A 21,150-nucleotide genomic window follows, 5' to 3' on the forward strand; every position below is an offset into this window, starting at 1 on the left:
AGAACGGGGCACCCAGTGGCCGGAATGCGTCCGGCCCCGAGCTGGGCTCGGGACCGCAGCCTCAGCCCCGACCCGGACCGCCGATTCCCTGCCGGTCCGGCACCACGGCCCGGTCGTGGTCGACCTTGCCCCCGAAGCTCGCGGCCAGGGTCTGATCAAGCCGGTCAAGCTCGGCGTCCACCGCCGGTCGCCGGTCGGCCGGAAGCACCTCGCGAAGGTCTTCGAGCATGGCGCGGAGCCGCCGCATCACCTGGACGGAGCTGGCCCCGTACTCGCGGATCTCGGTGACCGCGAGAGTGAGGTAGTCCTCCCACGTCCGGCCGGGCACAGTCAGCCGTGGCTGGCCGGATTCGTCGCAATACCGCATCGTGCCGAGGGGCTGCGCCCCGATCATCCGGAGCAGCTCCTCCAAGTAGTCCATCATCTGCACCGCTGTTGTCGGATCGTTGATGGCCGAGGAGAGCGCCCGCGCCGCGCTGTCCACCAGAATCCGTACCGGAAAGGCCGGATCACGCTCGATGGTCCGCTCGATCCCCAGGGCCACCATGGCGTGGATCTGCTTGGTGGAGTCGCCCGACGGCTTCGCTCCGAATATCTCCATCACGGGTTGTCCGGCGATGATGTAGTCCCCGGCCGCCACCTTTGACCGAAGCTGACAGCCGTGCTGGCTGGCCCAACGAACCAGGGCCGCCTCATTCAGCGCCTGCACCGACCCGGATCGTTGGGCCCCGAGCACCACGGTTGGTTCCCCGGCCGACTCCTCCTGGGTCACCACCGACCCGCCCGACTGGTCGCGCGCCGCCATCAGCTTCCGGGCGGTTTTGGTCACGTCGGCGGCGACCGCCACCGGTCGTAGTTGATGCACCAGATGGTTGAGGAAGACCACGAAGAGCACGAAGCTAACGATGAGGAAAATCCCCGAAATGCCGACACCGAGCGGCGGAATCTCCGCTGACCCACCAAGAGCCAGGAGCGTGAAAGCGAAGGAGACGGTCCCGAGGATAAACGTCACGACGGCTAGGTGGAATCGGTCCCGGTACAACAACCGCAGGTAGCGCGGAAAACTGTCGGCGTGGAGTTCGAGTACGACCACGCTCACGGCCACCACAAATCCGGCCAACACCCCGGCGACCTCGACCACGATCGTGAGGAGTTCCTGCGCCGCGGACGGCTCGAACTCCCACGCCGACGGCAGGGTGATGACGGCGTCGACCTCGCGGACCACGAGGGCGAGCAGCCCTCCCACCACCAGCCCCAGCAGCGGGAAGAACCACATGCTCCCCACCAGGTTCTGGCGGATTCGGAAGAACTTCGCCCACAGCATCATCGAACTCCTCACCGCTTCGGGTAGGGACCCGACCGGAGCGTGCTGACGACCCGCCGCCGCGTTGCCTCCGGGCAGCCACGGCGGCCCGCAGCGGGCCGGCACCGCCCTGGGGCCAAGCGGCTAACTGTGAGCCTTCCACACGTATCGACTGAGCTTGGGTGGAACCAGCATTTCGGCTGCGGCGGACCGCTCGTCCCCGCGCTACCGCACGCAGGCGTAGCGGACGGTGTCCAGCCGGTGGCCGCTGATCTCGTAGCTGCCGGTCGACCCGTCTAGGACGAATCCCCGGCGCTCGTAGAACCTTCGGGAGCCGTGGTTCGCCGCGGCGCACCAGAGCCGGACAACCGCTGCGTCGAGTTGGGCGATGGCGGCGTCCAGCAGGACCGCGCCGATCCCCTGCCCCTGAACGTCCGGCAGCACGTAGATCGCGTAGATCTCGGCGAGTAGCGGATCCTGCCGGTCCGGTCCGGCCATCACCACGCCGACGACGCGGCCCGGGGTGAACGCCAGCAGCATGGTCGGGGCCCGGTCCCGCCGGCTGCGGAAGCGCCGAGCCCAGTCCGCCTCGTCCAGGGACGCCAGTACCTCGGTGGGCAGGAGTTCCGCGTAGGCGGCACGCCAACTCCGCACGTAGACCGCCGCGATCGCCGCCGCGTCCTCGGCGGTGGCCGGCCGGATCGCGACGCCGCCGGCCGATGCTGAGCCATTCATGGTCACGATCGTGCCCCATCCGAGATCACCCCCCGAGTAGGGCCCCGTACCACCGGTGTCGGTGCGTTGGGCGATTCCCGCGGCGAGGTAACGCATCGGTGCCAGACTGTGAAGCACGGAGGGGAAGGAGGGTCCCTCCCTCCCGGCCCGGACCACACCGATTGCGGAGGCAGGGTGGCGGAGGAGACGGAGACCCGCTGGCGGCGCCGGTACGCCGAGCTGTTGCAGGAGCTGCGGATCGCACAGACTGGGGTGCAGATCCTCTTCGCGTTCCTGCTCGCCCTCCCGTTCAGCTCCGCGTTCGGCGAGACCAACACCTTCCAACGGACGCTCTACATCATCTCGTTCCTCGCCACCGCCGCCGCGGCGGTGGCGACCATCGCCCCGGTGGCGTTCCACCGGGCGCTGTTCCGGCAGGGGCGTGATCCGGAACTGGCGCGCTTCACCCACTGGATGACCACCACCGGCTTGTTGCTGATGGTCCTGGCCGTGATCGTCGCGGTGCTCCTGGTCACGGACTTCGTCCTCGAGCGGCCGATCGCGCTCGGGCTGACCGGCCTGACCCTGCTCTGGCTGCTGCTGCTCTGGGTGCTCGTGCCGATCGGCCGCAGCCGGACCGGCAGCGACTCCGGTCCTACCGGGTGACGCACCGGAAGCCGAGGTGGCAGGTGGAGGTGTCGATCGCTTCGCCCTGCCGGGCCGCCGGCCGGTACCGCATGCAGTAGTTGGGGGCGCACAGGTGGGATCCGCCCTTGATGACGTGGCGAGGAATGCCCGCGCCCGGCCCGTCGGCGGTGACCGGCGTCGTACAGCAGGGCTTCGCCGACTGGTCGCTGGGGTACGTGAAGACGTCCCGGGTCCACTCCCAGACGTTGCCGGCCATGTCGTAGAGGCGGTGACCGTTGGGCGGGAAGGCTCCCACCGGCGAGGTTCCCGCGTACCCGTCCAGGAGGAGGTTCTGCCAGGGAAACTCCCCCTGCCAGGTGTTGGCCATCATCTCGCCCTCGGGGGCGAACTCGTTGCCCCAGGTGAAGGCGGCACCGTCGAGCCCGCCACGGGCGGCGAGCTCCCACTCGGACTCGGTCGGGAGTTCCTTGCCGGCCCAGGTCGCGAAGGCCACCGCGTCGGCGTACGCGACGTGGGTGACCGGGTGCAGGTCTCTGCCGTCGATGGTGCTGCCCGGTCCCTCGGGGTGCCGCCAAGTCGCGCCGGGGGTCCACGACCACCAGTTGCGGTAGTCGGCGAGGCTGACCGGCCCGGAGGCCTGGCGAAACACGAGGGAGCCGGGGACGAGCAGCTCCGGGTCGGCGTCGGGGTAGTCCGCCGCGGTCGGCGCCACCTCGGCCATCGTCACGTGGCCGGTCTCCCGGACGAATCGCTCGAAATCCCGGACCGTCACCGGGTACTGATCGATCCAGAACCCGTCGACCTCGGCCCATCGCACGGGCCCCTCTTCGGGATAGAAATTAGTTGATCCCATCCGGAACCGGCCGCCCGGGATCCAGACCATCTCCGACCCCGGACGGGTCGTCGCCGGGGAGCTCAGCGCCTCGTGCACCACACCCAAACCCTAAACCACCCAAAGCGCAACAACTCGGTGATTACCCGATCAGCTGGCGGGAGCACGGTGACACCGGGCGGGCGAATCCACCAGCGCCACCGAGATAGGCGACCGCGCCGATTTAAGCCTGCTTTGTCCGGCTATCTGCGCCAAGCTGGGGGACGAGTCATCCCATCGGGTGTTCTCGCGGTCACCGGTGAGGAATGAGGCGTATGACGGGCACAACGGAGCACGCGAGCCGGGCGTTGCTGGCCGTGGGCGGCCTGGTACGCCGAGCCGAGGTCGCCCCCGACGGCCGGGCGCTCTACCAGGTCGGCGGGCGCCAAGCGGATGCCTTCTACCGAGACCGATGGTCCTACGACAAGGTGGTGCGCTCCACCCACGGCGTGAACTGCACCGGATCCTGTTCCTGGAAGGTGTACGTCCGCGACGGCATCATCACCTGGGAACAGCAGCAGACCGACTATCCGAGTGTCGGGCCGGATCGGCCGGAGTACGAGCCGCGGGGCTGCCCCCGAGGGGCGGCGTTCTCCTGGTACACCTACTCGCCGACCCGGGTGCGCTACCCGTACGCCCGGGGTGTGCTGATGGAGATGTACCGCGAGGCCCGGCAGCGGCTGGGTGATCCACTGGCCGCGTGGGCCGAGATTCAGGCCGACCCGCAGCGGCGACGCCGCTACCAGCAGGCACGGGGCAAGGGCGGCCTGGTCCGGGTCTCCTGGGACGAGGCGCTGGAGCTGGTCGCCGCGGCCCATGTGCACACCATCGCCGAGTACGGACCGGATCGGGTCGCCGGCTTCTCCCCCATCCCGGCGATGTCGATGGTGTCGCACGCGGTGGGGGCGCGGTTCCTGTCGCTGATCGGCGGATCGATGCTGTCGTTCTACGACTGGTACGCGGACCTGCCGGTGGCGTCCCCGCAGATGTTCGGCGACCAGACCGACGTGCCGGAGTCCGGGGACTGGTGGGACGCCTCCTACTTCATCATGTGGGGCTCCAACGTGCCGGTGACCCGCACCCCGGATGCGCACTGGATGGCCGAGGCGCGGTACCGGGGCCAGAAGGTCGTGGTGGTCAGCCCGGACTTCGCCGACAACGTCAAGTTCGCCGACGAGTGGATGCCCGCCCAGCCCGGCACCGACGGGGCGCTGGCCATGGCGATGGGGCACGTCATCCTCAAGGAGTTCTTCGTCGACTGGAACACGCCCCGGTTCTTCGACTACGTGCGCCGCTTCACCGACCTGCCGTACCTGGTCAGCCTGGAGCCGGCCGCCGACGGCGGCTACCGCCCGGGGAAGTTCGTCACCGCCGCCGACCTGGGGGAAGACGACAAGGAGGCGGCCTTCCGCCCGGTGCTGTGGGATTCCGTCGCGGACCGGCCGGCGGTGCCGAACGGGTCGCTCGGGGACCGCTACCGCGAGGCCGGCGTCGGCCGGTGGAACCTGGAGCTGGGCGAGATCGTGCCCCGGCTGAGCTGTGCCGGCGGCGAGGCGGTGGAGGTGCTGCTGCCCCGGTTCGACACCGACCAACCGGCGGTGCTGCGACGCGGCGTGCCCACCGCCCGGGTTGGCGAACGGCTGGTCACCACCGTGTTCGACCTGATGCTCGCCCAGTACGGCGTCGCCCGTCCCGGCCTACCCGGTAGCTGGCCGACCGGGTTCGACGACGCGGCCGAGCCGTACACGCCAGCGTGGCAGGAGCCGATCACGGGCGTACCGGCGGCGCAGGTGGCCCGGGTGGCCCGGGAGTTCGCGGACAACGCCGAACGCTCCGGTGGCCGCTCGATGATCGTGATGGGGGCCGGCACGAACCACTGGTTCCACTCCGACACCACCTACCGGGCGATGCTGGCGCTGACCACGCTGACCGGCTGCCAGGGGGTCAACGGCGGCGGGTGGGCGCACTACGTGGGGCAGGAGAAGTGCCGACCGGTGACCGGCTGGCAGCAGCTAGCGTTCGCGCTGGACTGGGTCCGCCCGCCCCGGCAGATGATCGGCACCGCCTTCTGGTACGTCCACACCGACCAGTGGCGCTACGACACGTACGCCGCCGACGCCCTCGCCGCCCCCACCGGCGCCGGCGCCTTCGCCGGCAAGCACACCATCGACCTGTTGGCGCAGTCGACCCGGCTGGGCTGGATGCCGTCGATGCCCACCTTCGACCGTAACCCGCTTGATCTGGCCGACGAGGCGCTGGCCGCGAACCCGGACGACCCGGCGCGCTACGTCGCCGACGCACTGGTCGACGGCCGACTCGGCTTCGCCGGCACCGACCCGGACGCCCCGCAGAACTGGCCCCGGGTATTGACGGTGTGGCGGGCGAACCTGCTCGGCTCCTCCAGCAAGGGCAACGAGTACTTCCTGCGTCACCTGCTCGGCACCGAGTCGAACCTGCGGGCGGAACAGGCTCCGGCCGACAATCGCCCGGCCGATGTCGTGTGGCGCGACGAGGCCCCGGAGGGCAAGCTCGACCTGCTGCTGAGCTTGGACTTCCGGATGACCTCGACCACGCTCTTCTCCGACGTGGTGCTACCGGCGGCCACCTGGTACGAGAAGCATGATCTCAGCACCACCGACATGCACCCGTTCGTGAACGCCTTCACCCCGGCGATCAACCCACCGTGGCAGACCCGCACCGACTTCACCGCCTTCCACGGGATCGCCAAGGCCTTCTCCGCCCTGGCCCGCCGGCATCTCGGGGTGCGCCGGGATCTGGTGGCGACGTCCCTGCTGCACGACACCCCGGATGCGATGGCTACCCCGGGCGGGGTGGTGCGCGACTGGAAAACCGGCGACGCGCCCGCGGTGCCGGGCCGGACGATGCCGAAGTTCGTGGTCGTGGAGCGGGACTACGGCGCGGTCGCCGACCAGATGGCCGCTCTCGGCCCCCTCCTGGACCGGCTGGGCACCACGAACAAGGCGGTCACCGTCGATGTGAACCGCGAGATCGACTACCTGCGGGGGGTCAACGGCGTGGTGCGGGGTGGCGCAGCCGACGGCCGGCCCCGGCTGGACACCGACATCCGGGCGTGTGAGGCCATCCTGGCGCTCTCGGGCACCACGAACGGCCGTATCGCCACCGAGGGCTTCCGGTTCCTGGAGCGACGGACCGGTCAACGCCTGGCGGACCTCGCCGCCGAGGCGGAGGGGAAACAGATCACCTTCGCGGACACCCAGGCTCGCCCGGTTCCGGTGATCACGAGTCCGGAGTGGTCGGGCAGTGAGCACGGTGGTCGCCGGTACTCGGCGTTCACGATCAACACGGAGCGGCTGAAGCCGTGGCACACGTTGACCGGGCGGCAGCACTTCTTCCTGGACCACGACTGGATCCACGAGACGGGCGAGGCGCTGCCGATCTTCCGACCGCCGCTGGACATCCACCGGCTCTTCGGCGAGCCGCGGCTCGGCGCCAACGGAGAGTTGGAGATCACCGTACGGTATCTGACCCCGCACTCAAAGTGGGCTATCCACTCGGAGTACCAGGACAACCTGCTCATGCTGACGCTGTCCCGCGGTGGGCCGACGATGTGGATGAGTGAGGCGGACGCGGCGAAGATCGGGGTGCGGGACAACGAGTGGATCGAGGCGGTCAACCGCAACGGTGTGCTGGTCTGCCGGGCGGTGGTCAGCTACAAGATGCCCGAGGGCACCGTCTACGTCTATCACGCGCAGGAACGGGTGATAGACGTGCCGAAGGCAGAGCTCAACGGCCGCCGTGGCGGGATACACAACTCGCTGACCCGGCTGCTGGTCAAACCCACCCACCTGATCGGCGGGTACGCGCAGTTCGCCTTCGCGTTCAACTATCTCGGGCCGACCGGCAACCAGCGCGACGAGGTGACGGTGGTCCGCCGCCGTTCGCAGGAGGTGCGGTACTGATGCGGGTGATGGCGCAGATGGCGATGGTGATGAACCTGGACAAGTGCATCGGGTGTCACACCTGCTCGGTGACCTGCAAACAGGCATGGACCAACCGCTCCGGGGTGGAGTACGTCTGGTTCAACAACGTGGAGACCCGCCCCGGCCAGGGCTACCCGCGCACCTACGAAAACCAGCAGCGTTGGCAGGGCGGCTGGGTGCGGACCCGCTCCGGGCGGCTCAAGCCCCGATCGGGCGGGCGGCTGAAGCGGATGTTCACCATCTTCGCTAACCCGAAGCTGCCCTCCATGCAGGACTACTACGAGCCCTGGACCTACGACTACGAGCACCTGATCACCGCGCCGTCCAGCGACGACATCCCGGTCGCCCGGCCGAAGTCCCTGCTCACCGGCGAGGACATGAAGATCACCTGGAGTGCGAACTGGGACGACTCCCTGGCCGGCGGGAACGAGATCACGGCGGGCGACCCGGTGCTGGCGAAGGTGTCCGAGCAGGTACGACAGGAGTACGAGAAGACCTTCATGTTCTTCCTGCCCCGAATCTGCGAACACTGCCTCAACCCGTCCTGCGCCGCGTCCTGCCCCTCCGGGGCGATCTACAAGCGCAGCGAGGACGGCATCGTGCTGGTCGATCAGGACCGCTGCCGCGGCTGGCGGATGTGCATCACCGGCTGCCCGTACAAGAAGGTGTACTTCAACCACCGCACCGGCAAGGCGGAGAAGTGCACGTTCTGTTTTCCCCGCATCGAGATCGGCCAGCCGACCATCTGCTCCGAGACCTGCGTCGGCCGGCTGCGGTACCTCGGCCTCCTGCTCTACGACAGCGACCGGGTGGCCGAGGCCGCCGCCACCGAATCCGAACAGGATCTCTACGCGGCGCAACGCTCGGTCTTCCTCGACCCCCATGACCCCACCGTCGTGGCCGCCGCGCGGGCGGGTGGGATCCCCGACGACTGGATCGAGGCCGCCCAGCAGTCCCCGATCTGGGACCTGATCATGAAGTACGAGGTGGCGCTGCCGCTGCACCCGGAGTACCGGACCATGCCGATGGTCTGGTACATCCCACCCCTGTCCCCCGTCGTGGACGTGCTGCGCGACACCGGCCACGACGGGGAGGAGGCCGGCAACCTCTTCGGCGCGATCGACGCCCTCCGCATCCCCATCGACTACCTCGCGGAGCTCTTCACCGCCGGCGACCCCGCACCCGTACGCGCGGCGCTCGACCGGCTCGCCGCCATGCGCGCCTACCAACGCCGCGGCAACCTCGGCGAGACACCGGACGACGACATCCCGGCCAGCGTCGGCATGACCAGCGACGAGATGGACGACATGTACCGCCTCCTGGCGGTCGCCAAGTACGAACAGCGCTACGTCATCCCCGCCGCCCACGCCGAGGACGCCCACCGGCTGGAAAAGATCGCCACCGAGTGCTCCCTGGACTACGAGGGCGGCCCCGGGATGGGCGGCGGCGGACCCTACGGACAGGGCCCCTTCGGGGAAGCCTCCGGCACCCCCGTACCGATCCAGGTGGAGACCTTCGACGCGCAACGCAGCCGGCAGCGAGCCGACTCCCTGACCGAGGCCGGCGACCCCGCCCAGCGGGCCAACCTGATCGACGCCGGTGGTGCGGGCAGCCGGACCGGCGCCCGGCCGCAGAAGGACCCGGCCGGCGAGGGCGGCGACGTGACCGGCCCCGGCGTCCTCGACATCAACCGGGACCAGCCATGACGACCGAAACGACGAGCTGGCGGCCCGTCGCCGCCCGCGCCGCCTCACTGCTGCTGCGCTACCCCGACGAGGAGGTTCTCGCCGCGCTGCCGATCATCCGGGCCGCCCTCGAGGCGCTCCCCGACGCCGTGGCGAAGCCGCTCCGGCAGGTGCTGACCCATCGGGAAGCAACCGCCCCCGGCGAGCTGCGCGCCGCGTACGTGCAGCTGTTCGACTTCCGCCGCCGGTGCTGCCTGCACCTGAGCTACTACACCTGCGGCGACACCCGCCGCCGCGGCGAGGCGCTCGTCGGCTTCGCCGCCGCGTACAAGGCCGCCGGCCTGGTGGTGGTTGACGGCGAGTTGCCCGACTACCTGCCGGCGCTGCTCGACCTCGCCGCCGAGGACGACATTGGCTGGCGGCTGCTGCACGACAACCGGGTCGGGCTCGACCTACTCGCCGAGTCGCTGGGCAAGGAGGAGTCCCCGTACCGGCAGGCGGTCGAGGCGATCCGGGCCATGCTGCCCGCCCCGCGCCCCGCCGACGTCGCCGCCGCGCTCCGGCTGGCCCGCACCGGCCCGCCGGCCGAAGAGGTTGGCCTCGAACCGTACGGACTCGTCGACACCACCGGGGGGCGCAGATGAACACGGTGCACGTGCTGCTCTGGGTGGTCTACCCGTACCTGGCCATCACGATCCTGATCGGAGGGCTGATCTGGCGTTATCGCTACGACAAGTTCGGCTGGACCACCCGCTCCACCCAGCTGTACGAGACCGCCCTGTTGCGCTGGGGCAGCCCCCTGTTCCACTTCGGCGTACTCATGGTGTTGATCGGGCATGTGGTCGGCCTCCTCATCCCCAAGTCCTGGACCGAGGCGGTCGGCATCACCGAGCACAACTACCACTTCATGGCCGTATTCATCGGCACCGTCGCCGGCTTTTGCACCCTCGCCGGAATGGTCATCCTGATCGCCCGCCGCCGCTTCACCGGACCCGTCTTCGCCGCCACCACCCGCAACGACAAAGCGATGTACGTGTTTCTCGCGGCCGTCATCGTACTGGGACTCTGGAACACGGTGCGGGGCAACATCACCGAAGGGGGTTACGACTACCGCGCGGACCTCTCGCCCTGGTTTCGGTCGCTGTTCTATTTCAGGCCCGATCCCGAGCTCATGACCAGCGTGCCGATCGGTTTCCAACTCCACGTCGTGGCCGCCTTCGCCCTCTTCGCGTTCTGGCCGTTCACCCGGCTGGTGCACGCCTTCAGCGCGCCGATCGGCTACGTCACCCGGCCGTACGTCGTCTACCGCAGCTACGGGACCCGACCGCGCCCGTCCCGGCCGGGTTGGGAAGGACCGCCGACGCTGCCAACCCGTTCCTCGTCCCGAGGTAGGAAGTGACGGGCTCGCAGGCGAGCCCGTCGGCTGCCGGCGCGACGCGCAACCTGGTACTGGCCACGGTCGGGTTCGCGCTGAACTTCTGGGCCTGGGCGCTGCTGGGCCCGCTCGCTCCGGGCATCAAGGAGCGCCTCGGGTTGAGCTTCACCGCCCAGTCACTGCTGGTGGCGGTGCCCGTCGTGGTCGGCTCGATCGGCCGGATCCCGGTCGGCGCGCTCACCGACCGGTTCGGCGCACGGACCATGTTCCCGCTGGTCTCGCTGGCCACCGTGGTGCCCGTGCTGGCCTTGTCGGTGGTGTCGTCCTACCCCGCCCTGATCATCACCGGCTTCTTCCTCGGCATCGGCGGTACCGCCTTCGCCGTCGGCGTACCGCTCGTCTCGGCCTGGTACCCGCCCGCCCGCCGGGGTTTCGCCATCGGCGTGTTCGGCGTCGGCATGGGCGGCACCGCGATCGCCAACTTCACCACCATCCGCCTAGGCGACACCTACGGCGAGGCCACCCCGTTCCTGCTCGTCGCCGCCGTCCTCGCCGGTTATGCGGTCGTGGCGTTCCTACTTCTCCGCGACGAGCCGAATCGACCGCGGGCCACCGTCTCCGCGTGGACGCGTACCGCCGATGTCAGCCGGCTCGCCGTGACCTGGCAGCTGTGTTTCCTCTACGCGGTCAGCTTCGGCGGCTTCGTGGCGTTCAGCGTCTACCTGCCGGCCTACCTGCGCATCGCCTACGAACTACCCGAGCACGACGCCGCGTTACGCACCGCCGGCTTCGTCGTACTCGCCGTCATCGCCCGACCGGTCGGGGGCTGGCTGTCCGACCGCTTCCAGCCGGTCTCCGTGCTGGTCTGGTGTTTTGCCGGGACCGCCGGGTTCGCTCTCGTGCAGGCGTTCCAGCCGCCGCTGATGCCGGTAGCCACCATCACCTTCCTCGGCATGGCGGCTCTGCTCGGCGCCGCCAGTGGTGGCGTTTTCGCCCTGGTGGGCAAGGTGGCGCCCGGGGACAAGGTCGGTACCGTCACCGGCGTCGTCGGCGCCGCCGGTGGACTCGGCGGCTTCGTCCCCCCACTCATCATGGGATGGGTCTTCGACCTTGAGGGCTCCTACGCCATCGGCCTGATGCTGCTGTCCAACATCGCCCTCGCCGCTGCCGTCTACACCGCGGTGCGGATGGGTGGACAGCCCAGACAGGACGGGTCCCCGCCCCGGTAGGTCAGCACGGACATCCCGCCGGAGGCCCGGCCCGTGCCGCCCGGATGTCCAAGCCGGCCGGATCCCCGAGCCGGGCCGCCGTTCCTCCGGGCCGGGCTTTCCGGGACCTTCGGCCCTGACCTGGGCTGTTGTCTGCCTGTTCGATGGAACCAGGTTACGTTTCCACAGACTCACTCGGGGGCGAGCCGCGGAAACCACGACCTTCACGCCGATCGATGCTCAAAGGAGTGGTCTTGCTATCGCAATCCTCAGCAGCAGTGGTAACGGCGACCCTGCCCGCTGTGCAGGCGCACGGCGAAGCGATCACCAGCCGGTTCTACCAGCGAATGTTCGAGGCCCACCCGGAGCTACTGAACATCTTCAACAAGGGCCACCAGGCCACCGGGGAGCAGCCGGCCGCGCTCGCCGCCTCCGTGGTCGCCTACGCCGAGCACCTGATCAACGGCGGTGACGAGAATTCGTGGGAGCTGATCCTGAGCCGGATCGCCCACAAACACGCCTCGCTCGGCATCACCGCCACCCAGTACACGATCGTCGGCCGCCACCTGCTCGCCGCGGTCGGCGAGGTGCTCGGCGAGGCCGTGACCGACAAGGTAGCAGCGGCCTGGGACGAGGTGTACTGGCTGCTCGCCTGCGAGCTGATCGCCCGGGAGGCGCGGCTCTACACCCAGGCCGGGGTCGGCGAGGACGGGTCGGTGTGGCGGCACTGGCAGGTCGTGGAGTGCATCCAGGAGACCGCGGATGTCGTCTCCTTCCGCCTTGTCCCGGCCGACGGCGGCCCGCTTCCCACCTTCACGCCCGGGCAGTACGTCTCCGTCGCGGTCGACCTGGACGGCGGGGGGCAGCAGATCCGGCAGTACAGCCTCTCCGGCCGGCCCGGCGCAACCCACTGGCAGATCACCGTCAAGCGGGTACGCGCCACCGGCGACGCCCCCGAAGGCGTGATCTCGACCCTCCTGCACGAGCGGGTGACCGCCGGTGACACGCTCCGCCTCAGCCCGCCGTTCGGCGAGGTCAGCGCGGTCGGGGACACGGGTCCGCTGGTGCTGGTCAGCGCCGGGATCGGCCTCACCCCGGCGATGTCGGCCCTGCACCACCTGGCCGCTACCAAGAGCGACCGGGAGGTGGTGCTGGCGCACGCCGACCGCAGCGCCGCCGCGCACGCCCGCCGCCACGAACTGCCGGAGCTGGCGGAGCAGTTGCCGAACCTGTCGGTGCTGCTGTGGTACGAGGACGCCGCCGACGGGGAGTTGGACCGGATGAAGGCGGCGGTCAACGCCGGCCGGCTGGACCCGAACCGGATCCCGCTACCGGCCGGAGCCGACTTCCACCTCTGCGGGCCGGTGCCGTTCATGTACCAGGTCCGCGCCGAACTCCTCCGCCGAGGCGTGTCGAAGGACCGGATCGGCTACGACGTGTTCGGCCCGGGAATGCTGCGCGACTGAATCCTTCGGCTGACCCCATGGTTGGGTCCTTCGACTGACCCCACGGCCGGGTGGCCGTGGGGTCAGCCCGTCAGGAGATCAGCACCAGCGTGCCGAGCACCAGGACCGAGCAGGCGATCTCGATCATGCCGACCGGGGCGGGGCGCAGCGCCCGGCCGGGCAGCAGCCACGCCCGGACCAACAGCACCAGGAAGATCGGGGCGAGCCCGACGTCGAGCAGGGTCGCCACCACCAGCGCCGCCAGGTGGAAACCGATGGACAGGCGCCGGTAGGAGGTGCTGCCGCGCTCCCGGATCATGGTCTTGACGTAGCAGACGGTGCCGGTCAGGTAGAGCAACAGCACCACGAAGGCCGGGACGACCCGCTCCGGCGGCACCCCCGCGACCGTGGCCACGACAAAGATCAGTAGGCAGCTCTGCACCACCGAGGCGAGGTCGTTGAGCAGGGCCCGCTCGCGCCGGCGCCAGGCGTACCCGGCGTTGACCGCCAGCAGTGCCGCAAAGGCCGGGGCGTACCAGAGCACAGCCGGCCGGACGACCACCACCGCCAGCGCCAACGGCGCCGCGACCAGGGCGTAGAGCCGGAGCTGGGCAAGGAAACGGCGCGGTCGACGACTCTTGACGGCCTGGAAGACGTAGTAGGACAGCAGGTAACCGGCCAGCCAGGCACCGAGCAGTGGCAGCTGCGGCCACCCCGGCCCGACCACGGCGACCCCGACCAGGTACGGCAGGAGCAGCATCGCCCAGGCGCCGTGCTGCGGCGGCAGATAGCGGCGGAGCAGCCGCTGGCGGTTGGCGGGCCGGCGGGCGGTCTCGGGGCCGGTGGTCTTGGGTACCGCCGGCGACCGGGTGCTCATACCGGTCGGGTGGCGTCCGGCGGGAGAGAGATCCGCACCACACAGGCGGTGGGCGCGCCGAACGGCTCCAGCACGGCGTCGCTCGCCGGGGCGCCCGCCTGCTCCAGCGCGCCCCGGACGACGCCGACGTGCAGCCCGCAGATGGCGTCCGGATTCTGACTCACCAGTTCGAGGAAGGGGCAGGTGTGCAGGTGGATCTCGGTGTGCCCGTCCGCCGTCTGTTTCAGCTCCGGGGCGAAGCCCAGGCCGCGCAGGACCGCTACCGCGGTGTCGACCGGTTTCTCCCCTCGGGGGGTCGCCGCCGCGAGATGCCGCCCCCAGTCGTGGCCGGCGCGGGCGGCCTCGGCCCGCGCGTCGCCCCGGCTCTGCCGGGCCAGGTGATCGAGCAGAGCCGCGGTGAGGGCACGGTACGGCGCCGGCGCCGGGGCCTCCTCGGGCACCGTCCGGTAGCGCCAGGCCGGCCGGCCCGGCTGGCCCCCGCTGGCGCGGGCCTTGACCAGCAGCCCGGCGTTTACGAGCCGGTCGAGATGGCTGCGGGCGGTGGAGGGGTGCAGGCCGGTCTGCGCACTGATCTCGGCGATGGTGAGGCCACCCTGTGCAGTGCGGGCCAGTTCCAGGATTGACGCCCGGCTGAGGGTGCCGAGCGCCCGATGCCGGGTGGTGTCGATGGACTGCCCGGTCGGCCCGATGTTCACGGTTGTCACGCTTGACAATGTTACAACGTCAAACACCGTCAAAACCCGGAGGTGAATCCGCCTCGGATTCCACCGCACCCCCGCTGCGCTGCACCGACCTGGCCGAGGGCGGCCGCACCGGGATGTTCGGGCCGGACCGGGGTGGGGTCGGCCCGGTGGGCCGGAGCCGGGTAGGGCGAGGCGGATCCGGGTGGGCCGGGGGCAGGGCCGGGTGGGCCGGGGGCAGGGCCGGGTGGGCCGGAGCGGCGGGCCGCGGCTACGGTCGGAGAATCCGACGCGCGGAGAGGTGGGCCGGTGCGGCTACTCAGCTGGTTGTCCGAGTCCGTTGACGAGCGGTCGGACGCGGTCCAGATCAACGACCGGGGCGTGTCCTGGGGAGAGCTACGGCGGCTCGCCACGGCCGTCGCCGACGACCTGCACGGCCTGGACCGGGTGGCCGTCGAGGCCAGCACGGATCTGGCGACGGTCGTCGGTGTCGCCGGGGCGCTGCTGGCCGGCACGGCAGTCGTGCCGGTGCCACCCGATGCCGGGCCGCGGGAGCGGGACCACATCCTGCGCGACTCGGGCGCCGAAGCGGTACTCGTACCGGCGCACGGGAAACGTCGGGGCGACCAACCCGGGCGACCCCTCATCCCGGTCGACCTCACCCGCCGGGCGGACAGCATCCGTCCGGAGCCCGACCCCGCCGGCCCGGCGCTGATCCTCTACACCAGCGGCACCACGGGGGCACCGAAGGGGGTGGTGCTCTCCCGCCGAGCCGTCGCCGCCTGCCTGGACGGGCTCGCCGACGCCTGGGGCTGGACCCCGGACGATCTGCTGGTGCACGGGCTGCCCCTGTTCCACGTGCACGGCCTGGTCCTCGGTGTGCTCGGTCCACTGCGGCTGGGCAGCCGACTGCATCACGTGGGCCGGCCCACCCCGGAGCGGTACGCGGGCGCGGCCGGCTCGCTCTACTTCGGGGTGCCGACCATCTGGTCCCGGATCGCCGCCGCGCCGACGGCCGCCCGGGCTCTGCGCTCGGCCCGGCTGCTGGTTTCGGGCAGCGCCGCCCTGCCCACGGCGGTCGCCACCGGTCTCGCCGCGCTGACCGGCCGCCGAGTCGTGCAGCGGTACGGCATGACCGAAACGTTGATCACGGTCAGCGCCCGCGCCGACGGTCCGCACCGGCCGGACGCGGTGGGGCTGCCGCTGCCGGGGGTGCGTACCCGCCTGGTTGGCGACGGCGACGCTCCGTTGCCCGCCGATGGGGAGACCATGGGTGAGTTGCAGGTGCGCGGTCCCACCCTCTTCGACGGGTACCTGCGCCGACCGGAGGCCGATGCGGCCAGCCGCACGTCCGACGGGTGGTTCCGCACCGGCGACGTGGCCACGATCGGTCCGGACGGTTGGCATCGGATCGTCGGTCGGGCCGCCACCGACCTGATCAAGAGTGGCGGCTATCGGATCGGCGCTGGCGAGGTGGAGGACGCGCTGCTGGCCCATCCGGGGGTCCGGGAGGCTGCCGTGGTCGGCACCCCCGACTCTGACCTCGGCCAGCAGGTGACGGCGTTCGTGGTGAGCGACGGGGTAGCGGAGTCGGAGTTGATCGACTTCGTGGCCCGGCAGTTGTCGGTACACAAGCGCCCGCGGCAGGTACGGCGGGTCGAGGCCCTACCCCGCAACGCCCTGGGCAAAGTGCAGAAGTCTCGCCTGACCACGGAGTGACCGGCCGCGCCCGTGGGGCCGTGGAATTGGATCTGGCCGGGGGTGCGGAAACCGCCCTGGACGCCGCCCAGGTCCGGCACCCGACAATTAAGATCCCTAACCTTGGGGAGATAAATAAAATTGACACGTATCTTAACAATAAGTTAACTTAACTGTGAGAGCGCTCTCGTGATCCGACCGCCACCACCCCCTGGAGGTCACGCGAATGAGCCACAAGCTGAGCGCACTGATGGGTCTCACCCTCGGCACCTGTCTCGCGGTCACTGCCACCCCCGCCGCTGCCAGCCAGGCCGCTGTCAGCCCGGCCGCCGTCCCACCCGCGGTCGCGTCCGCCACCGCGACGGCACCCGCCACGACGGCCGCGGGCACACCGGCGATGCTGCCGGCCAGCCAACTCGACGCACTGCGCCGAGACCTCGGCCTGACCGCCGAGGAACTGGCCACCCGACTCGCCGTTGATGCCACCGCGTCTTCGATCGAGCCGCGGATCCGGGCCGAGTTGTCCGAGGCGTACGCCGGAACCTGGGTCGCCCCCGACGGGCGCACCACGGTGGTCGGGTTGACCGACCCCGCGCTCGCCGACAAGGTACGCGCGGCCGGGGCGGAGCCCCGGATCGTCACCCGCAGCCTCGCCGAGCTGCGAGGGCTCACCACCAAGCTGGACCGGCGGGCGGCGGCCGCCGGTTCCGCGGTACATGCCTGGCACATCGCTCTGCCCAGCAACACGGTGTCGATCGAGGCCAGCAGCGCCGCGGCGGCCACCACGTTCGCCCGCGCGGCCGGGCTGCCCGACGACGCGCTGTCGGTGGTGGCCAGCACCGAGGCGTACCGCCCGCTCTACGACATCCGCGGCGGCGACCAGTACGTCATCAACAGCCGCCTCATCTGCTCGATCGGCTTCGCGGTCGCTGGCGGGTTCGTCACCGCCGGACACTGCGGCAACGCCGGCGAGCCCACCACCGGCTCCGGGGCCGCGCAGGGGGTCATCCGGGGCTCCTCGTTCCCCGGTGACGACCTCGGCTGGGTCGAAACCAACGCCAACTGGACCCCCCGGCCGTGGGTGTCCACCTACAACGGCAATGTGGTCACGGTGACCGGATCGCAGGAAGCCGCCGTCGGTGCCGCGGTCTGTCGGTCCGGCCGGACCACCGGTTGGCAGTGCGGCACCATCACCGCCAAGAACGTCACCGTCAACTACGCCGCCGGGCCCGTCTACGGGATGGTCCGCAGCACCGCCTGCGCCCAACCCGGCGACTCCGGCGGGTCCTTCGTCGCCGGCTCGCAGGCACAGGGCGTTACCTCGGGTGGCTCGGGCAACTGCACCACCGGTGGCAGCACCGTCTACCAGCCGGTCAACGAGATCCTGTCCCGCTACGGACTGTCACTGACAACGTCGGGCGGCGGATCAACACACCGAATCATCGGGCTCGCCAACAAGTGCGTTGACGTGCCGGGCGCCAACGGGGCCGACGGCCAGTACCTGAACCTGTGGCGCTGCAACGGCACCAACGCCCAGGACTGGACCTTCCCGGGCGATGGCACGATCCGGGCGTTCGGCCTCTGCATGGACGTGGCCTGGGGGTCGGTCCAGAACGGCGCAGTGGTGCAACTGGCCTACTGCAGCGGCAACCCGGCCCAACAGTGGGTGCTCACCGGCGCGGGAGAGCTCGTCAACCCCCAGGCGAACAAGTGCCTTGATGTCGAGAACGGAAACAGCGCCGACGGTGCGCGGCTGCAGACCTACCAGTGCCATGGCGGCGCCAATCAACGGTGGCGCCTCGGGTGAGCAAATCCGCAGTCCGGCTCGCCGAGATGGCGACCGGTTGGCGATAGGAGCGCGGAACTGCGGTGAACGCGGACACGTTCACCGCAGTTCCGCATGGGGAAATCACCACGGTGATGCCCCGGCTACTTGGCCGAGATCTGTCCCAGTCGATCGATGTCGCCCCGCAGCGCGGCACGTACCGTCGCCCACGTGTCGTCGCCGGGATAGAGCGCGCTGCGCAGGTAGGCCGTGGTGAGCCGCTGGACTAGGGCGACTCGCTCAGGGCTTTCGTCGGTCGTTTCCGTGACGGTGTAACCGGCGATTCCACCCAGGGAGTGCTCCGCCCCGTACAGGGTGAGCAGGCTCTTGGGGCCCGGGCTCAGGTGGTACGGATCGGTGAACCAGTCCGGTCCGCGTACGGAGAGCGGCGACTGGTCCTTGTCCCCCGCGACCACGAGCGCCGGTGTTGTCATCTCCGCGAAGCTCGGGCTCATGAAGGGGAAGTGCTCGGCCGCGAAAGGAGTCAGCTCGGCCCCGCCGGTGCCGGTCGTGGCGAGCAGCACACCGGCGGTGACTCGCGGGTCGGACATGTTCTCGCCGGGAAGGCCATCAGCGCCGAGGACCCGCGCGCCCAGCAGCATGCCCACCGTCTGGCCACCCCAGGAGTGTCCAGCCGCGGCGACCCTGCCGCGGTCGAGTCGTCCGGCGAGACCGGGAACGGCGGCTTCGATGAGGTCGAGGTGGTCGAGCGTGCGCTTCAGGTCGGCGACGCGGAAGCGCCAGATCTCCGGGTGCCGGGGGTCGTCGGGCGCGATGTTCAGCGTGCGGGAGTCAAGATGGGTGGGCTGGGCCACCACAAAACCGTGGGCTGCCCAGTAGTCGACCAGCGGGGCGTATGCCCGCATCGACTTGCCGAAGCCGTGCGAGAAGATGAGGATTGGTAGTTCGCGTCCCGCCACGGGGGCTGAGATCCGGATCCGCAGGTCCTCGCCACGGTCCGCGGCCGGCAGGGTCACCGGGCTGACCGAGACGATCGGGGTGGGCGCACCTGCCGCTACGTCGCTGTTGAACATGGATGGAAGCTCCTTGAAAGTGCTGGGTGAGGCGCATACGTGGACCTGAGCGGCCGGTCCGACGCCAAAACAAGCGGAACACCGTTCCGCTTGACCCACAATACGGAACGTGGCTCCGCATGCCATTGATTGTGATGGAGGTAACAGCATCGTGGGCGCATCCGACCACGGGCCGCAGCCGCCCGCGCGGAAGCGGGCCGATGCCCGACGCAACGAGCAGAGCCTGCTCGACGCGGCCGCCGCCGCCTTTCTCACCGCCGGCGTGGACGCGCCGGTACGCGACATCGCCGCCCGGGCGGGGGTGGGTGTCGGCACGATCTACCGCCACTTCCCGACGCGCGCCGACCTCGTCATCGCCGTCTACCGACACCAGGTCGACGCCGCCGCCGAGGCCGGCCCGACGCTGCTGGCGTCGAGCGACACCCCATCCGCCGCCCTCGCGCAGTGGATCGACCTCTTCGTCGACTTCCTAGTCACCAAACACGGCCTCGCCGAAGCGCTCCAGTCCGACGACACCACCTTCGAGGCGCTGCACGCCTACTTTCTCGACCGCCTCGTCCCCGTCTGCACCCGGTTACTCGACGCCGCGGCCACCGCGGGTGAGGTACGCCCCGACGTGGCGGCCTACGAACTCCTGCGCGGCGTGGGCAACCTGTGCATCGGCGCCGGTCGGGACCCCCGCTACGACGCACGCCACCTGATTGAGCTCCTCATCGCCGGGCTGCGCGTCCACCCCTGAACGACCGGACCGCCAGCCTGGCCTCGATCGGTTGAGACCGCCGCTCCGCCCGTCAGGCCCTACACGATGCTGCATTCGTGTCTTTCGGTGCCTATATTGGCCAGCAACGCACCGGACAACGACGGGATGGTGATCATGGCGCAGGTGGCCCAGCCCAGGGCGGCGGACGGGGTGAAGGGGTGGACCTTCCTGACCAATCACGCGCATGTGCTGCTGGCCATCGCCCGAGAACCGACGACGCGACTGCGCGATGTGGCCACCGCTGTCGGCATCACCGAACGCGCCGCCCAGGCCATCGTCGCCGACCTGGAAGCCGCCGGCTACCTGCACCGACAGCGGGTTGGCCGGCGCAATGCGTACACCGTCAACCCGGCCGGACGGTTCCGGCACCCGGCCGAGGCCGACCACCACATCGGCGAACTGATCGACCTGTTCAGCGACGCACCGAACCCCTGACCTCTCGCCCCCCACACCGGCCCGCTTCACCCCTCGCCCACCGTCCGGCCCAGAACCGAGGAGCACGTACGCATGAGGATCGGGGTCTCCGGGACGCACGGGACCGGAAAGACGACACTGGTCGAGGCGCTGTGCGCCCGGTTGCCGGGCCATGTGGCGGTGGACGAGCCGTACTACCTGCTCGAGGAGGAGGGGTACGAGTTCCAGAATCCACCGTCGCCAGCGGACCACCGGATGCTGATGGCACGCTCGGCCCGAAGTCTCTGCTCGCCGCCGTCGCCGTCCGCCACGATCTTCGACCGCACCCCGTTGGACTACCTGGCGTACCTGGTGGCGACCGGGGCGGACCCGTCGGAGGAGGCCGGTCGTACGCCCCTCCGGGCCGCCTTCGCCCACCTCGACCTGCTGGTCATCACGGTGATCACACCCGAGACGGAACGACTGCTCCCCGGAACGGAATGGCCGGGCCTCCGGGCACGAATGAACGACGCGCTGCTGGAGCTCGTCTATGCCGACCCGCTCGACGCCTGGCCGGACACGCCGGTGCTGGAGCTCAACGGCCCGCTGGACGGCAGGACCGACCTGGTCTTTAACGCCGTCGCGCAGCTCGGCTGACCGGGATCGGGAGCG

Annotated in this window: 18 protein-coding genes; 12 read left to right on the plus strand and 6 right to left on the minus strand. The window is 70.2% G+C overall.

Going from position 1 to position 21,150, the window contains the following annotated elements; translation table 11 throughout:
* Positions 1 to 61 precede the first annotated feature (61 nt).
* Together SALPAC2_RS0107785 and SALPAC2_RS0107790 are read right to left on the minus strand one after the other, a co-directional pair.
* Complete coding sequence (locus SALPAC2_RS0107785) at positions 62 to 1,327, minus strand: DUF2254 domain-containing protein (protein ID WP_018216091.1); 1,266 nt, start codon at positions 1,325 to 1,327, stop codon at positions 62 to 64.
* 201 nt (positions 1,328 to 1,528) lie between these two features.
* On the minus strand, positions 1,529 to 2,038 hold the full coding sequence (locus SALPAC2_RS0107790) for a GNAT family N-acetyltransferase (protein WP_026184520.1): 510 nt from the start codon (positions 2,036 to 2,038) through the stop codon (positions 1,529 to 1,531).
* Between the two features lie 174 nt (positions 2,039 to 2,212).
* On the opposite strand from SALPAC2_RS0107790, the gene SALPAC2_RS0107795 reads away from it, so the two are divergent.
* Positions 2,213 to 2,683, plus strand: a complete 471-nt coding sequence (locus SALPAC2_RS0107795) for a DUF6328 family protein (protein ID WP_018216093.1) — start codon at positions 2,213 to 2,215, stop codon at positions 2,681 to 2,683.
* Here the strand turns inward: SALPAC2_RS0107795 and SALPAC2_RS0107800 are convergent.
* Positions 2,673 to 3,548, minus strand: a complete 876-nt coding sequence (locus SALPAC2_RS0107800) for a formylglycine-generating enzyme family protein (RefSeq protein WP_188115904.1) — start codon at positions 3,546 to 3,548, stop codon at positions 2,673 to 2,675. The two genes, SALPAC2_RS0107795 and SALPAC2_RS0107800, sit on opposite strands and share 11 nt — an antisense overlap.
* A 263-nt stretch (positions 3,549 to 3,811) precedes the next feature.
* On the opposite strand from SALPAC2_RS0107800, the gene SALPAC2_RS0107805 reads away from it, so the two are divergent.
* From SALPAC2_RS0107805 to SALPAC2_RS0107830, 6 genes are all read left to right on the plus strand, one after another.
* Positions 3,812 to 7,477, plus strand: a complete 3,666-nt coding sequence (locus SALPAC2_RS0107805) for a nitrate reductase subunit alpha (RefSeq protein WP_018216095.1) — start codon at positions 3,812 to 3,814, stop codon at positions 7,475 to 7,477.
* The gene (narH, locus tag SALPAC2_RS0107810; protein WP_018216096.1) at positions 7,477 to 9,204 is read left to right on the plus strand and encodes a nitrate reductase subunit beta; all 1,728 of its coding nucleotides are present in this window, start codon (positions 7,477 to 7,479) and stop codon (positions 9,202 to 9,204) included. Before SALPAC2_RS0107805 ends, narH begins: the two co-directional genes overlap by 1 nt.
* Entirely contained in the window at positions 9,201 to 9,827 is a 627-nt protein-coding gene (gene narJ / locus SALPAC2_RS0107815) for a nitrate reductase molybdenum cofactor assembly chaperone (RefSeq protein WP_018216097.1), read from the plus strand. Before narH ends, narJ begins: the two co-directional genes overlap by 4 nt.
* The gene (gene narI / locus SALPAC2_RS0107820) at positions 9,824 to 10,582 is read left to right on the plus strand and encodes a respiratory nitrate reductase subunit gamma (RefSeq protein ID WP_018216098.1); all 759 of its coding nucleotides are present in this window, start codon (positions 9,824 to 9,826) and stop codon (positions 10,580 to 10,582) included. The genes narJ and narI overlap by 4 nt, the downstream gene beginning before the upstream one ends.
* A complete protein-coding gene (locus tag SALPAC2_RS0107825; RefSeq protein ID WP_018216099.1) occupies positions 10,579 to 11,787 on the plus strand; it encodes an MFS transporter in 1,209 nt (402 codons plus the stop codon). Before narI ends, SALPAC2_RS0107825 begins: the two co-directional genes overlap by 4 nt.
* Before the next feature lie 227 nt (positions 11,788 to 12,014).
* Positions 12,015 to 13,232 (plus strand): globin domain-containing protein, encoded by a 1,218-nt coding sequence (locus tag SALPAC2_RS0107830; protein WP_033661990.1) that lies wholly within the window; start codon positions 12,015 to 12,017, stop codon positions 13,230 to 13,232.
* 70 nt (positions 13,233 to 13,302) lie between these two features.
* Here SALPAC2_RS0107830 and SALPAC2_RS0107835 read toward each other — a convergent pair whose 3' ends face one another.
* On the minus strand, positions 13,303 to 14,088 hold the full coding sequence (locus SALPAC2_RS0107835) for a YwiC-like family protein (RefSeq protein ID WP_018216101.1): 786 nt from the start codon (positions 14,086 to 14,088) through the stop codon (positions 13,303 to 13,305).
* Entirely contained in the window at positions 14,085 to 14,783 is a 699-nt protein-coding gene (locus SALPAC2_RS0107840) for a helix-turn-helix transcriptional regulator (protein WP_018216102.1), read from the minus strand. Before SALPAC2_RS0107840 ends, SALPAC2_RS0107835 begins: the two co-directional genes overlap by 4 nt.
* Before the next feature lie 294 nt (positions 14,784 to 15,077).
* Between SALPAC2_RS0107840 and SALPAC2_RS0107845 the strand changes: the two genes are divergently transcribed.
* Together SALPAC2_RS0107845 and SALPAC2_RS0107850 are read left to right on the plus strand one after the other, a co-directional pair.
* Positions 15,078 to 16,487: an acyl-CoA synthetase gene (locus SALPAC2_RS0107845; protein WP_018216103.1), complete on the plus strand. Its 1,410-nt coding sequence runs from the start codon at positions 15,078 to 15,080 to the stop codon at positions 16,485 to 16,487.
* A 205-nt stretch (positions 16,488 to 16,692) separates the two neighbouring features.
* On the plus strand, positions 16,693 to 18,273 hold the full coding sequence (locus SALPAC2_RS0107850; RefSeq protein WP_018216104.1) for a ricin-type beta-trefoil lectin domain protein: 1,581 nt from the start codon (positions 16,693 to 16,695) through the stop codon (positions 18,271 to 18,273).
* Between the two features lie 122 nt (positions 18,274 to 18,395).
* Here SALPAC2_RS0107850 and SALPAC2_RS0107855 read toward each other — a convergent pair whose 3' ends face one another.
* The gene (locus SALPAC2_RS0107855) at positions 18,396 to 19,325 is read right to left on the minus strand and encodes an alpha/beta hydrolase family protein (RefSeq protein WP_018216105.1); all 930 of its coding nucleotides are present in this window, start codon (positions 19,323 to 19,325) and stop codon (positions 18,396 to 18,398) included.
* Positions 19,326 to 19,476: 151 nt separating this feature from the next.
* Between SALPAC2_RS0107855 and SALPAC2_RS0107860 the strand changes: the two genes are divergently transcribed.
* The 3 genes from SALPAC2_RS0107860 (at position 19,477) to SALPAC2_RS0107870 (ending at position 21,135) form a co-directional block, all read left to right on the plus strand.
* A complete protein-coding gene (locus tag SALPAC2_RS0107860; protein ID WP_018216106.1) occupies positions 19,477 to 20,064 on the plus strand; it encodes a TetR/AcrR family transcriptional regulator in 588 nt (195 codons plus the stop codon).
* A 126-nt stretch (positions 20,065 to 20,190) separates the two neighbouring features.
* Positions 20,191 to 20,520, plus strand: a complete 330-nt coding sequence (locus SALPAC2_RS0107865) for a helix-turn-helix transcriptional regulator (RefSeq protein ID WP_018216107.1) — start codon at positions 20,191 to 20,193, stop codon at positions 20,518 to 20,520.
* A 72-nt stretch (positions 20,521 to 20,592) separates the two neighbouring features.
* Positions 20,593 to 21,135 carry an AAA family ATPase gene (locus tag SALPAC2_RS0107870; RefSeq protein WP_018216108.1) on the plus strand — a complete coding sequence of 181 codons (543 nt, stop codon included), beginning with the start codon at positions 20,593 to 20,595 and terminating at the stop codon, positions 21,133 to 21,135.
* Positions 21,136 to 21,150: the final 15 nt, after the last annotated feature.

Origin of the sequence: Salinispora vitiensis, assembly GCF_000378825.1 — a bacterium.
In the GTDB taxonomy this organism is placed as follows: Bacteria; Actinomycetota; Actinomycetes; order Mycobacteriales; family Micromonosporaceae; genus Micromonospora; species Micromonospora vitiensis.

Bases quoted from the DNA above. Each gene is read 5' to 3' on its own strand.
- SALPAC2_RS0107785 (WP_018216091.1), bottom strand. From the start codon at position 1,327: ATGATGCTGTGGGCGAAGTTCTTCCGAATCCGCCAGAACCTGGTGGGG.
- SALPAC2_RS0107790 (WP_026184520.1), bottom strand. From the start codon at position 2,038: ATGAATGGCTCAGCATCGGCCGGCGGCGTCGCGATCCGGCCGGCCACC.
- SALPAC2_RS0107800 (WP_188115904.1), bottom strand. From the start codon at position 3,548: ATGGTCTGGATCCCGGGCGGCCGGTTCCGGATGGGATCAACTAATTTC.
- SALPAC2_RS0107805 (WP_018216095.1), top strand. From the start codon at position 3,812: ATGACGGGCACAACGGAGCACGCGAGCCGGGCGTTGCTGGCCGTGGGC.
- narH (WP_018216096.1), top strand. From the start codon at position 7,477: ATGCGGGTGATGGCGCAGATGGCGATGGTGATGAACCTGGACAAGTGC.
- narJ (WP_018216097.1), top strand. From the start codon at position 9,201: ATGACGACCGAAACGACGAGCTGGCGGCCCGTCGCCGCCCGCGCCGCC.
- narI (WP_018216098.1), top strand. From the start codon at position 9,824: ATGAACACGGTGCACGTGCTGCTCTGGGTGGTCTACCCGTACCTGGCC.
- SALPAC2_RS0107835 (WP_018216101.1), bottom strand. From the start codon at position 14,088: ATGAGCACCCGGTCGCCGGCGGTACCCAAGACCACCGGCCCCGAGACC.
- SALPAC2_RS0107850 (WP_018216104.1), top strand. From the start codon at position 16,693: ATGAGCCACAAGCTGAGCGCACTGATGGGTCTCACCCTCGGCACCTGT.
- SALPAC2_RS0107855 (WP_018216105.1), bottom strand. From the start codon at position 19,325: ATGTTCAACAGCGACGTAGCGGCAGGTGCGCCCACCCCGATCGTCTCG.
- SALPAC2_RS0107865 (WP_018216107.1), top strand. From the start codon at position 20,191: ATGGTGATCATGGCGCAGGTGGCCCAGCCCAGGGCGGCGGACGGGGTG.
- SALPAC2_RS0107870 (WP_018216108.1), top strand. From the start codon at position 20,593: ATGAGGATCGGGGTCTCCGGGACGCACGGGACCGGAAAGACGACACTG.